Below are 12412 nucleotides of genomic sequence, written 5' to 3' on the forward strand. Positions count from 1 at the left end.
TAATTCATACGTCACCCGAAAGACCCCTCGCTGTGCTTGGCTGCGGACATGCGAACCCGCCCGCTGCGCACCGCCCTGGCCCTGACCACGACCGCCGCGCTCCTCGCGAGCTGCGGCACGAGCTCCGACGAGGCGGCCCCCTCGTCGTCCGCGGGCGGGTCGCCGTCGGCCGCCCCGTCGTTCACCGTGCCCGGCGTCGACGACCTTCCGCCCTCGAACCCGGACCAGGTGCACCTGCTGGCGTTCAACGACTTCCACGGCAACCTGCAGCCGCCCACCGGATCGACGGGGAGGATCGCCGGGAAGGACGCGGGCGGCGCGGCGTATTTCGCCACCGCGCTGCAGCGGCTCAAGAAGCAGTACCCGAACAACCTCACCGTGGCCGCGGGCGACCTGGTGAGCGCGAGCCCGCTCGTCTCTGCCCTCTTCCGCGACGAGCCCACGGTCGAGTTCCTCAACTCCGTCGGGCTGCAGGCCTCCTCGGTCGGCAACCACGAGTTCGACCACGGAACCATCGAACTGGAGCGGCTGCAGAAGGGCGGGTGCGCGCCCCAGGGCTGCGAGCCCGGAGAACCGTTCACCGGTGCCGCGTACCAGTATCTGGCGGCGAACGTGACCAACGAGCAGGGGCAGCTGCCGCCCGGCACCGTGCCGTGGAAGATGTTCGAGGCCGGCGGCCGGAAGATCGCCGTGGTCGGCACCGTCACCCCGGAAACGGCGACCATCGTCGCTCCGGAGGGCGTGCGCGGCTACACCTTCGGCGACGAGGCCGAGGCGATCAACAAGTACGTCCCCGAGATCAAGGCCGCGGGCGCCCAGGCCATCGTGGCGACGATGCACGACGGCGGCGCCCAGAAGGGCTCCGGCGAGGCCGACCCGAACTCGTGCCAGCACGTTTCGGCGCCCGTCCCCGACCTCACGAAGCGGATCGACCCGGCGGTCACCTCCATCGTCACGGCGCATTCCCACCAGGCCTACAACTGCACCGTCGACGGCCGCACCGTCACGCAGGCGGCGTCCTACGGCCGGCTGATCACCGATATCACCCTGGACTTCAGCGGACCCGCGCCGAAGTCCACCGCGGTCAACCGCGTCGTGCGCCGGGACCTCCCCGCCGACCCCGCGACGCAGAAGCTCGTCGACTTCTACGCGCAGGAGGCGAAGCCCCGCGCGGACCGGGTGATCGGGAAGGTCCCGGACGCGCTCCCGCGGGCACCGTTCCCCGGCGGCGACTCCCCGCTCGGCGACGTCATCGCCGATGCCATGCTGTTCACGACCCGGGCCCCGAACGAGGCGGGCGGGCAGCTCGCGCTCATGAACCCCGGCGGCGTGCGCTCCGATCTCGACGCCGGCGACGTGACCTACGGCGAGGCGTACACCGTGCAGCCGTTCGGCAACCAGGTGGTCACGGTGTCGCTCAGCGGCCAGCAGATCATCGACCTGCTCGAACAGCAGTGGAAGAACCCCGAGAAGACCACGGTCCTCGCCCCGTCGGGGCTCACCTACGCCTACGACCCGAACGGCGCCCCGAACCGGAAGGTGGCGCGCGACAGTGTCAAGGTCGGCGACCAGCCGCTGAACCCCGTGGCGAAGTACCGGGTGACCACCAACAACTTCCTCGCCGCCGGCGGCGACGGCTTCAGCGTGTTCACCCAGTCCACCGACCTCACCGTGGGCGGCATCGACCTGGACGCCCTGGAGAAGTACCTGCAGGCCACCCCGGACCTCGCCGACCCGGTCTCCCGGATCACGAAGAAGTAGCTCAGCGGGCGTCCGGGCTGTCGGGGCCGGTGTCCAGTCCGAGGTCCGCCGCCACCCGGCGGACCTCGGCGAGCGCGGTGTCCAGCGAATCCGCGCCCGCCGCAGCGATCTGCAGGCCGGCGGCGTCGTCGAGGCGCCAGAACCAGGCCGGCTCGTCCCCCTCGCCCGCCTGCAGGTGGAGCCGGTAGTCGTCCATCTACGTGTTGAAGTACTTCGCCTCGGGGTGGGTGAGGACGAAGGCGTCGGTGGACTGCTCGGGATGCAGCTGCAGCTCCTCCGACAGCTCCACGCCGATCCGCTCCGGTTGCAGCAGGTCGACCATCTTCGCGCGGTCCTCGAGGTCCGGGCAGGCGCCGTAGCCGAAGCTGTAGCGCGCGCCGAGGTACTTCAGGTCGAAGAAGTCGGTGACCGCCGCCGGATCGGTGTCGGCGACCTTGCGCCCGCCGGGCAGGATCAGCTCCTCGCGAACCCGCTGGTGCCACCGCTCCGCGAGCGCCTCGGTCAGCTGCACACCGATGCCGTGCAGCTCCAGGTACTCACGGTAGCTGTTCTTCGCGAACAGCTCGTTGGCCGCGTCGGCGATGGGCTGGCCCATGGTGACCAACTGGAACGGCAGTACGTCCACCTGGCCGCGGGCGCGGGCCGTCTCCCGATCCCGGATGAAGTCGGCGATGCACAGGAACCGCCCGCGCTGCTGCCGCGGGAATTCGAACGAATACCGGACCGGCGCATCGGGATCCGGGGAGTCCAGCACGTCGATCCGGGTGCCGTCGCTGACCGCCGGGAAGTACCCGTACACCACCGCGGCGTGGTCGAGGATCCGCTCGGCCTTGAGCTCGTCCAGCCAGCCGCGCAGCCGCGGCCGGCCCTCGGTCTCCACCAGCTCCTCGTACGTGGGGCCCTCGCCCTTCTTGGAGCCGCGCAGGCCCCACTGGCCGAAGAACAGGGCGCGCTCGTCGAGTAGCGAGGCGTACTCGCCGATCGCGATGCCCTTGACCACCCGGGTGCCCCAGAACGGCGGGGTCGCCACCTCGAAATCGGCCGCCACGTCCGAGCGGTCGGGGACCACGACCGGCGCGGCCTCGGCGCGCCGCTTCTCCGCGATCCGCTTACTGCGGGCGTGCCGCTCCTTGCGCTCGCGGGCCTTCTCCGCGGCCGCGATGGCCTCGGGACTGTCCGGATCGGGGCCCTCGCCGCGCTTGAGCGCCATGATGTCGTCCATCAGGCGCAGGCCCTCGAAGGCGTCGCGGGCGTAGTTCACCTCGCCGGAGTACACCTCGGCCAGATCGTCCTCGACGTAGGCGCGGGTGAGCGCGGCGCCGCCGAGCAGCACCGGGTACTTCTCCCCCAGCCCGCGGGTGTTGAGCTCCTCCAGGTTCTCCTTCATCACCACGGTGGACTTCACCAGCAGGCCGGACATGCCGATCACGTCGGCGTGCTTGTCCTCCGCGGCCTCCACGATGGCGGCGATCGGCTGCTTGATGCCGATGTTGACCACCTCGTAGCCGTTGTTGGAGAGGATGATGTCGACGAGGTTCTTCCCGATGTCGTGCACGTCGCCCTTGACGGTGGCGAGCACGATGCGGCCCTTCCCCGCGTCGTCCTCCGCCTTCTCCATGTGCGGCTCGAGATACGCGACGGCGGCCTTCATCACCTCGGCGGACTGCAGCACGAACGGCAGCTGCATCTGGCCGGAGCCGAACAGCTCGCCCACGGTCTTCATGCCGGACAGCAGGGTGTCGTTGATGATCGACAGGGCGGGCTTCTCCTCGAGCGCCGCGTCGAGGTCGGCGTCGAGGCCCTCGCGCTCACCGTCGACGATGCGCCGCTCCAGCCGCTCGAACAGCGGGAGCCGGGCCAGCTCCTGCGCGCGGGACTCCCGTGCCCCCGCGGCGGAGACGCCCTCGAACAGTTCCATCAGTTTCGACAGCGGGTTGTAGTCGGGGTCGCCCTGCGACTGCAGCCCGTCCAGGCCGCGGCGGTCGTACACCAGGTCCAGGGCCGTCTCCCGCTGCGCGTCCTCGATCTTGCTCATCGGGAGGATCTTCGACGCGTGCAGGATCGCCGAATCCAGCCCGGCCTCGGTCAGTTCGTGCAGGAACACCGAGTTCAGCACCTGCCGGGCGGCCGGGTTCAGGCCGAAGCTCACGTTCGACAGCCCGACGGTGAAGTGCAGCGCCGGGTACTTCGCGTGCAGGATCCGCACGGCCTCGATGGTCTCCAGGGCGTCCCGTCGGACCTCCTCCTGGCCGGTGGAGATGGGGAACACGAGCGGGTCGATGATGACGTCCTCGAGCCCCAGGCCCCAATTCCCGGTGAGGTCGGCGATGAGCCGCTCGGCGATCCGCACCTTCCACTCGGCGGTGCGGGCCTGCCCCTCCTCGTCGATGGTCAGGGCCACGACGGCGGCCCCGTGCGCCACCACCTGCTCCATGATCCTGGTGAAACGGGACTCCGGCCCGTCACCGTCCTCGTAGTTGACGGAGTTGACCGCGCACCGTCCGCCCAGGTGCTCGAGGCCCGCCTGGATGACCGCGGGCTCGGTGGAGTCGATCATGATCGGCAGCGTCGACGCCGTGGCCAGGCGCGCTGCCAGGGCCGCCATGTCCTGCGCCCCGTCGCGGCCCACGTAGTCCACGTTGAGGTCCAGCATGTGGGCGCCGTCGCGGATCTGGTCCTTGGCGATGTCCACGCACTTGTCGTGATCGCCGGCGAGCATCGCCTCGCGGAAGGCCTTGGACCCGTTGGAGTTCGTGCGCTCGGCGATCATCAGGATCGACGCGTCCTGCGCGAACGGAACCGACGTGTACAGCGAGCTGATGGAGCTCTCGTGCTCCGGCTCGCGGCGCGCCCACTCCACGTTCCGCACCGCCTCGGCCACCTGCCGGATGTGCTCGGGCGTGGTACCGCAGCACCCGCCCACGAAGCTCAGGCCGAACTCGGAGACGAACCCGGACAGCGCCTCGGCGAGTTCCTCCGGCGTCAGCGGATACTCGGCGCCGTTCTTGCCCAGCACGGGCAGGCCGGCGTTGGGCATCACCGACACCGGGACCGTGGCGTGCCGCGACAGGTGCCGCAGGTGCTCGCTCATCTCGGCGGGGCCGGTGGCGCAGTTCAGGCCGATCATGTCGATGCCGAGCGGCTCCAGGGCGGTGAGCGCAGCGCCGATCTCCGACCCCAACAGCATGGTGCCGGTGGTCTCCACCGTGACGTGCGTGATGATCGGGATGCGGCGGCCGGAGCGCTCCATCGCGAGCTGGCAGCCCCGCACCGCGGCCTTGGTCTGCAGGATGTCCTGGCTCGTCTCGATGAGGAAGCCGTCGGCGCCGCCGTCGAGCATGCCGAGCGCGGCCTCCACGTACGCGTCCCGGATCACCGCGAACGAGGTGTGCCCCAGTGTGGGCAGTTTGGTGCCGGGGCCGATCGACCCCAGCACGAACCGCTCCCCGCCGTCGGCGGCGGTGAACTCGTCGGCCACCCGGCGCGCGATCGCCACGCCCTTGTCCGACAGCTCGCGGATCCGATCAGCGATGTCGTAATCCCCGAGGTTGGACAGGTTGCAGCCGAAGGTGTTGGTCTCCACCACGTCGGCGCCCGCCGCGAAGTACGCGCGGTGGATCTCCTCCAACACGTCGGGGCGGGTGTCGTTGAGGATCTCGTTGCAGCCCTCGAGCCCGAGGAAATCGTCCAGGGTGAGGTCTGCGGCCTGCAGCATCGTGCCCATCGCACCGTCTCCTATGAGCACGCGGCGTTTCGCCGCCTCCAGGAACGTCGACTGCAGCGGCTGCTGATGCGAATGGGTCATGCTCCAAGGGTAGTGGGTACGAGCAAACGTGCTCGTCGCGCCCGGCGCGTAGGCTGACCGAAGTGACGTCCTACCCGAAGCTCGACCGGCCGGTTCTCATCGCCGCGTTCGAGGGCTGGAACGACGCCGGTGACTCGGCGTCGGGAGCCGTCGAACACCTGGAACTGACCTGGGGCGCGAAGCTGCTCACCGAGGTCGACTCCGACGACTTCTACGACTTCCAGGTCAACCGGCCCACCATCAAGCAGATCGACGGGGTCACCCGTGCGATCGAATGGCCGTCGACCACGCTCTCGCTGTGTCGGCCGCCCAAGGCCGACCGCGACGTGGTGCTGCTGCGCGGCATCGAGCCCAACTTCCGCTGGCGCGCGTTCTGCGACCAGCTGATCCAGATGTTCACCGACCTCGAGATCGACACCGTGGTGATCCTGGGCGCGCTGCTCGCGGACACGCCGCACACCCGGCCCGTCCCGGTCACCGGCAGCTCCTACGACGCGGACTCGGCTCGCCGGTTCGGGCTGGAGCAGAACCGCTACGAGGGCCCCACCGGGATCACCGGCGTGCTGCAGGACGCGTGCGTCCGCGCCGGAGTGCCCGCGGTCTCGTTCTGGGCGGCGGTGCCGCACTACATCTCGCAGCCGCCCAACCCCAAGGCCACCGCCGCGCTCCTGGAGCGCGTGGAGCGGGTCCTGGACCTGGCCGTGCCGCTGGGCGATCTCCCGGTGAAGGCCGAGGAGTGGGAGTCCTCGGTCACGGAGATGACGGAGGACGACGAGGACGTGGCCGATTACGTACGCGGCCTCGAGGAGCGCGGCGACGCGGCGGCCGAGATGGAGGACGCGGCCGACAAGATCGACGGCGACGCCCTCGCGGAGGAGTTCGAGAAGTACCTGCGCCGTCGCGACCCGGGCACGGGGCCGTAGCCGGGGTCCTACCCGATGCGCTCGATCGACACCACGGGCGTCGTGATGCGCCACGTGCGCACGTCGGGATCGTCCGCGGCGCGGACCCAGAACTGCGCGGATTCACCCACGCGGCAGCTCTTGATGCCGAGTAGCGGGATGTCCTCGGAGTCGCGACGCAGGGAGCTGATGCTCCACTGCTCGTCCTCGGAATCGCCGCCGATACCCGGGGCGCGCATGAGCGTCATCTCCCCCAGGTCCAGCACATAGGTCGACGTGCGGGTCTGCACGGTCCACACGCCCTCGGTCAGGTCCGGGGCCAGCTCGCTGACGGTCCTCACAGCCGCAATATAGCCTGTCCGGCTGTCAGGCCGTCGGAGGAACGCCGAGCAGCGCGTCGATCGCGGCCCCGACGGCGGCCGGCGCGGCGGCGTCCGGGCCGCCCGTCGTGACCGTCTTCTCGGCCCACGCGTCGATCGCCGTGAGGGCGTGCGGGGTGTCCAGATCGTCCGCCAGGTAGCGACGGACGCGCGCGATCAGCTCGTCGCCGTCGGGCGCGGATTGCGCGGCGAAGGCCTTGCGCCACAGCGCGAGCCGGGCCTGCGCCCGCTCCAGCACCTCGTCCGACCACGGCCGGTCCTGCCGGTAGTGCCCCTCGAACAGACCGAGCCGGATCGCGGCCGGGTCCACGCCGGACCGGCGCAGCTTCGAGACGAACACGAGGTTGCCGCGGCTCTTGGACATCTTCTCGCCGTCGAGGCCGATCATCGCGGCGTGCACGTAGTGCCGGGCGAAGCGCCGCTCCCCCGTCGCCGCCTCGACGTGGGCGGCCGAGTACTCGTGGTGCGGGAAGATCAGGTCGCTGCCGCCGCCCTGGATGTCGAACGCGGCGCCCAGCCGGTTCGCCGCGATGGCCGCGCACTCGATGTGCCAGCCGGGGCGCCCGGGCCCCTGCGGGGACGGCCAGGACGGCTCCCCCGGCCGGGCGGCGCGCCAGACCACGGCGTCGATGGGGTCCCGCTTACCGGGCCGGTCCGGATCGCCGCCACGCTCGGCGAAGAACTCCTCCATGGTGGCGCGGTCGTACCCCGACTCGTAGCCGAACTGCTCGGTGGCGTCGGCGCGCTGGTAGACGTCGGGGAACTCGGCGTCGTCCACGGTGTACGCGGCGCCGTTCGCCAGCAGCTTCCCCACGTACTCCACCACCTCGTCGACCGACTCCACGGCCCCGATGTAATCCCGCGGCGCCAGCACCCGCAGCGCCTCCATGTCCTCGCGGAACAGGTCGGTCTCCCGAGCGCCCAGGTCGCGCCAGTCGATCCCGTCGCGGTCGGCCCGCTCGAACAGCGGATCGTCCACGTCGGTCACGTTCTGCACGTAGTGCACCTCGTGGCCGTTGTCCCGCAGCACCCGGTTGACCAGGTCGAACGCCAGGTAGGTGGCCGCGTGCCCGAGGTGGGTCGCGTCGTACGGCGTGATGCCGCAGACGTACATCCCGGCGGTGGCGCCGGGGTTGACGGGGCGCACGGCCCGGTCGGAGGTGTCGTAGAGCCGCAGCGGGACCGACGGGCCCGGGACGCTGGGAACGGTGGGAGACGGCCACGAACGCATGCCCCCACCCTATGCGCCCGCCCGGGACGCCCGATTCCGGGCCGCATCGGGCCCGCGTTCCGCCTCCCGCGAGCCCCGCCCGACGGTGCGCCACCCTCCCGGCGGGCCCTCGACGTGCAGCGATCCTGTGCCGCAGGAACTCTCAGGAAACTCTTGCCCCCGGGGACTAGCGGGGAGCGCGCTCCGTCGGCATGCTTTACCGAACCTTGAAGAACCTGTCACCCGGGAGGTGATCACGATGTCCCCCAATGATTTCCAGGCAGTTGTGGAAACCCTGTCGCCCACCGAGCACCGATGGTTCCAGTTCCTGCTGCTGGGCGGCGTCGCGCTCGCCCTGGTGTGGCGGATCCTGGCCGCGCCGCGCCGGCGCACCGTCGTCGATCCGCGGCCGACGCCCACCGAACTCGCGTGCGTGCGATCCCGGCAGGCGCCGATCGTCGTGGCGTTGGCCCAGCTCAGGGCCGGTGAACACATCAGCGCGGTGCGGCAGGCGGACCGGTCCCGGCCACCCGGCCCGGAGGCCGACGCGTTCACCCGCGGCGTGTACGCGCACTGCGCCGACATCTCGTCGTACACCGTGAACGGCCTCACCGTGGAGTTGTCCGACGAGCTCGACGCGCTGGAGGAGCGGATGGCCGCGCGCGGTTACCTGCGCGGTGAGTCCGACCGGTGGCGGATGCGGGTGGGCGCCGCCCCGGTCACCGCGGCGTGCCTCGCCGGCGGGGTCACGGCGTTCGTGCTGCTCGTGATCGTGCGCCGGCACGACCTGACGCTGGTCGCCGGGGTTCTCCTCCCGTCGCTGCTGGTCGGCATCGTCGTGGCCCCGCACCTCTGGACCGTCGACCGTGCCACCCGGGCAGGCAGGCGCCTGCTCGGGGCGGAGGCCGAGCGGCTGGACTACCTCGCCCCGTCGCGCAGGCCCGCGTTCGCCACGTACGGCGCGGCCGCGGTCGGACTCTCCGTCGCGATGTTCGGCACGGCGGCGCTGTGGCAGTTCGACGGCGACTTCGCCGGGAACGTGGAACTCGCGGGGAGCGCGGAGGCCTCCGGCGACGGGGGCGGCTCGTGCGGCGGCGCCTCCTGTGGCGGCGACGGTGGCGGCGCAGGCGGCTGCGGTGGGTGTGGCGGCTGCGGCGGGTGCGGAGGATGACCGCCGCGGTGCGCACGGTGCCGGCCCTGGGGCCGCTGGGCCTGGGCTGGCGCCGGGAGATCGCCGGCGTCATCGCGGACCTGTGGCCCGGGTTCTGCGAGGTGATCGCCGAATCCGTGCCGATGCGCCGCGGGCGTGCGCTGCCCGATCCCCTGGTCGCGGCTCTGCGGGACCGCGGCGTTCCCGTGGTGCCGCACGGTGTGGCGCTGTCGCTGGGCGGGGTCGACGAGGTGGAACCCGCACGGGTGCACCGCCTGGCCGCGTGCGCCGAGGCCCTGGGGTCGCCGCTCGTCAGCGAGCACCTCGCCTTCGTGCGGGCCGGCGGGATCGAGGCCGGGCACCTGCTGCCGGTGCCGCGGACCAGGGAGGCCCTGGACGTGCTGGTGCGCAACATCACCCGTGCCCAACGGGAGCTGCCGGTCCCGCTCGCGGTCGAGAACATCGCCGCGTTCCTGCGCTGGCCGGACGACGAGTACACCGAGGGCGAGTTCCTCTCGGAGCTGCTCGAGCGCACCGGTGCCCTGCTGGTCCTGGACGTCGCCAACGTGTACGCGAACGCGCTCAACCGCGGCCGGGATCCGCACGACGAGCTGGCGCGGCTACCCGCCGACCGGATCGCCTACAGCCACGTCGCGGGCGGTGAACACGCGGGCGGCAGGTACCACGATACGCACACCCATCCCGTGAATCCCGGTGTGCTGCAGCTTGTCACGGCCCTGCGGAAACGGGCCGACGTGCCGTTCATGCTGGAGCGGGACGGCCGCTACCCGCCCGCCGCGGAGCTCTTCGACGAGCTCGACGCCATCGCGGCCGCGGCGGGATGCCCGACGATCACCGCGCACGCCCGGAGGGAGTGGACATGACACTGCGGGAACAGCAGGAGGCCCTGGTGCGGGCGCTCGTCGCCGGCGGGCCGGTGCCTCCCGGCTTCGACCCCGACGAGGTGGCCGCGGCGGGCGCCGTGTGCCGGCACAAGCGGGACGCGCACGCCGGGCACGCGGAGGGGGTCGGATCAGAACGGCGGCCACGGGATCGGGCGCGACGAGGTCGGTAGCGGCATCGCCCCGAGCTCGACGAGGATCTCCGCGCGCTCCACCAGCGCGGCGCACTCCTCGTCGGTGATCAGGCCGCCGAGGTCCGGCGGCGCAGCGGCGAACCGCTGCACGTCGCCGAGCAGGTCCTCGGGCACCAGGGCCCCGGCCCAGCCCCACAACACCGTCCGGAGCTTCGGGGCGGAGTGCAGGCAGATCCCGTGATCCACGCCCTGCACCCGGCCGTCAGGGCCGGTCAGGATGTGCCCGCCCTTGCGGTCGGCGTTGTTGATGAGCACGTCGAGCACCGCGAGGCGGCGCAGCTGCGGATCGTTCGCGTGGGCGAGCACGACCTCGCGGATCCCGTCCTGCGCGGAGTCGTCCTCGACGTACCCGGTGAACACGGGGAAGTACTCCTCGGGCACATCGTCCTCGGCGAACAGGTCCACCAGATCGGTGTGCCCGCCGTCCCCGTCGGGCTCGGTGACCCACCGTTGCACCATGCCGGGCCCCAGCGGACCGTCGCGCAGGACGGTCTCGGGGACGAGGCTCCAGCCGAGCGCCTCGGAGACCCGGTAGGCGGCCACCTCGCGGCCGGCGAGCGTCCCGTCGGGGAAGTCCCACAGCGGCACCTCGCCGCGGACCGGCTTGTACACGGCGCGCTCCCCCGTGTCGCCGAGGTCGCACAGGAGCGTCGCATTCGACGCGCTCGCGATACGGCCCAGGATCTTCAGTTCGGCGGTGGCGAGATCCACCTACTCCTCCGCCTCGGAGCCGAAGGCGGCGCCGCGGCGGTAGCCGTTGAGGCGCACGCACATGTGGCCGTCGGCGTCGAGCGGATCGCCGCACAGGGGGCAGGCGGGGCGGCCGGCGCCGATCACCTTGTCGGCGCGGTTGGCGAACTCCCGGGCGGCCTCCGGCGAGAGGAACACCCGCACCGCGTCCGGGCCGTCCTCGGCGTCGTCGGCCAGCACCACCGACTCGTCGAGCTCCTGCTCCGTGATCGCGAGCAGCTCCACCACGACCGAGGACTCCTCGGAATCCCAGCCGAGGCCCATGGTGCCGACGCGGAACTCCGCGTCGACCGGCATCACGAGCGGCTGCAGATCGGCGACCGGCGAGTCGGCGGCCGGGATGGCGGTGCCGAACCGGCGGGCGACCTCGTCGAGCAGGGCCGCGATCCGCTCGGCCAGCACCTCGACCTGCTGTTTCTCCAGGAGCACCGACACCACCCGGGTGTCGTGCACGGCCTGCAGATAGAACGCGCGATCACCCGGCTGCCCGACGGTGCCCGCCACGAAACGGTCGGGCGTCCGGAACACGTGGACGGATCGGCTCATGCCACCTCCCCGGTGCGCTGCGGGTAAGACATCGGAATCATCGCCTCCCAGTATCCCCGGAGATCCCTCACGCTCCGCTCTCGCCTCCCACCGTGGCCTCCTTCACCGGCCGCTTGGGCAGCGTGACCGGCCCCGACGAGTTCACGCACTGCACCAGCGGCCGGGCGTGCCCGTAGCTGACGACCGACACCGATGCGGGCGAGACGAAGATCCGCTGGAACTGGTCGAGGTGGGTGCCGAGCGCGTCCGCGATGACCGCCTTGATCACGTCGCCGTGGCTGCACGCCACCCACGGCGCACCCTCTCCGAACTCGTCGGTGATCCTCCGGTCGTGCTCGCGGATCGCGGTCACGGCCCGGGTCTGCACCTCGGCCAGCCCCTCCCCGCCGGGGAACACGGCGGCCGACGGTTGGTTCTGCACCACCTTCCACAGCGGCTCCTTGAGCAGCTCGCCGATGGCGCGTCCGGTCCAGCTGCCGTAATCCACCTCGGCCAGCCGGTCGTCCACCAGCGGCTGCACGTCGTGGGCGGCGGCGAGCGGGGCGAGGGTCTGCTCGCAGCGCAGCAGCGGCGAGCTCACGGCGGCCACCAGTTCGACATCGGCGAGGCGGCCCACCAGGTCGGCGGCCTGCGCGCGGCCCGTGTCGTCGAGGGCGACGCCCTCCGCACGGCCGGCGAGCACGCCCGAGGTGTTGGCCGTCGAGCGGCCGTGACGCAGCAGGATCACCGTCATGGCCCCGAGTCTATGCCCGGAATCCGCGTACGATAACTGCAAGTAATCATCGCATGGTCACACATGTTGGACCGTGCGG

The 12412-nt window shown here is 71.5% G+C and carries 12 protein-coding genes; 5 read left to right on the forward strand and 7 right to left on the reverse strand.

Features of this window, described 5'->3' with window-relative positions; translation table 11 throughout:
• The first annotated feature begins 48 nt into the window (after window positions 1-48).
• Window positions 49-1761, forward strand: a complete 1713-nt coding sequence (locus BN39_RS13480; RefSeq protein ID WP_019202943.1) for a bifunctional UDP-sugar hydrolase/5'-nucleotidase — start codon at window positions 49-51, stop codon at window positions 1759-1761.
• Between the two features lies 1 nt (window position 1762).
• Here BN39_RS13480 and BN39_RS13485 read toward each other — a convergent pair whose 3' ends face one another.
• Window positions 1763-1957, reverse strand: coding sequence for a hypothetical protein (locus BN39_RS13485; protein WP_019202944.1), 195 nt, complete (start codon window positions 1955-1957; stop codon window positions 1763-1765).
• The gene (gene metH / locus BN39_RS13490; RefSeq protein ID WP_019202945.1) at window positions 1958-5566 is read right to left on the reverse strand and encodes a methionine synthase; all 3609 of its coding nucleotides are present in this window, start codon (window positions 5564-5566) and stop codon (window positions 1958-1960) included.
• 62 nt (window positions 5567-5628) lie between these two features.
• Here metH and BN39_RS13495 point away from each other — a divergent pair, with 62 nt between their 5' ends.
• The gene (locus BN39_RS13495) at window positions 5629-6489 is read left to right on the forward strand and encodes a PAC2 family protein (RefSeq protein WP_019202946.1); all 861 of its coding nucleotides are present in this window, start codon (window positions 5629-5631) and stop codon (window positions 6487-6489) included.
• 8 nt (window positions 6490-6497) lie between these two features.
• On the opposite strand, the gene BN39_RS13500 is transcribed toward BN39_RS13495, so the two are convergent.
• Together BN39_RS13500 and mshC are read right to left on the reverse strand one after the other, a co-directional pair.
• Window positions 6498-6809: a hypothetical protein gene (locus BN39_RS13500; protein WP_019202947.1), complete on the reverse strand. Its 312-nt coding sequence runs from the start codon at window positions 6807-6809 to the stop codon at window positions 6498-6500.
• A gap of 25 nt (window positions 6810-6834) precedes the next feature.
• The gene (gene mshC / locus BN39_RS13505) at window positions 6835-8079 is read right to left on the reverse strand and encodes a cysteine--1-D-myo-inosityl 2-amino-2-deoxy-alpha-D-glucopyranoside ligase (RefSeq protein WP_019202948.1); all 1245 of its coding nucleotides are present in this window, start codon (window positions 8077-8079) and stop codon (window positions 6835-6837) included.
• A 238-nt stretch (window positions 8080-8317) separates the two neighbouring features.
• Between mshC and BN39_RS13510 the strand changes: the two genes are divergently transcribed.
• From BN39_RS13510 to BN39_RS23905, 3 genes are read left to right on the forward strand one after another with little or no spacing between them, the layout of a single operon-like run.
• Window positions 8318-9229, forward strand: a complete 912-nt coding sequence (locus BN39_RS13510) for a TIGR04222 domain-containing membrane protein (protein ID WP_159103251.1) — start codon at window positions 8318-8320, stop codon at window positions 9227-9229.
• Complete coding sequence (locus BN39_RS13515) at window positions 9226-10092, forward strand: DUF692 domain-containing protein (RefSeq protein ID WP_019202950.1); 867 nt, start codon at window positions 9226-9228, stop codon at window positions 10090-10092. Before BN39_RS13510 ends, BN39_RS13515 begins: the two co-directional genes overlap by 4 nt.
• A complete protein-coding gene (locus tag BN39_RS23905) occupies window positions 10089-10283 on the forward strand; it encodes a hypothetical protein (protein ID WP_081586099.1) in 195 nt (64 codons plus the stop codon). Before BN39_RS13515 ends, BN39_RS23905 begins: the two co-directional genes overlap by 4 nt.
• Here BN39_RS23905 and BN39_RS13520 read toward each other — a convergent pair.
• The 3 genes from BN39_RS13520 to BN39_RS13530 form a co-directional block, all read right to left on the reverse strand.
• Complete coding sequence (locus BN39_RS13520; protein WP_019202951.1) at window positions 10242-11015, reverse strand: SCO1664 family protein; 774 nt, start codon at window positions 11013-11015, stop codon at window positions 10242-10244. The genes BN39_RS23905 and BN39_RS13520 overlap by 42 nt on opposite strands.
• Window positions 11016-11600, reverse strand: a complete 585-nt coding sequence (locus BN39_RS13525) for a DUF3090 domain-containing protein (RefSeq protein ID WP_019202952.1) — start codon at window positions 11598-11600, stop codon at window positions 11016-11018. It abuts the gene before it with no gap.
• A 67-nt stretch (window positions 11601-11667) separates the two neighbouring features.
• Window positions 11668-12333 carry an MSMEG_4193 family putative phosphomutase gene (locus BN39_RS13530; RefSeq protein ID WP_019202953.1) on the reverse strand — a complete coding sequence of 222 codons (666 nt, stop codon included), beginning with the start codon at window positions 12331-12333 and terminating at the stop codon, window positions 11668-11670.
• Window positions 12334-12412 lie beyond the last annotated feature (79 nt).

The organism is Tsukamurella sp. 1534 (assembly GCF_000312385.1).
In the GTDB taxonomy this organism is placed as follows: Bacteria; Actinomycetota; Actinomycetes; order Mycobacteriales; family Mycobacteriaceae; genus Tsukamurella.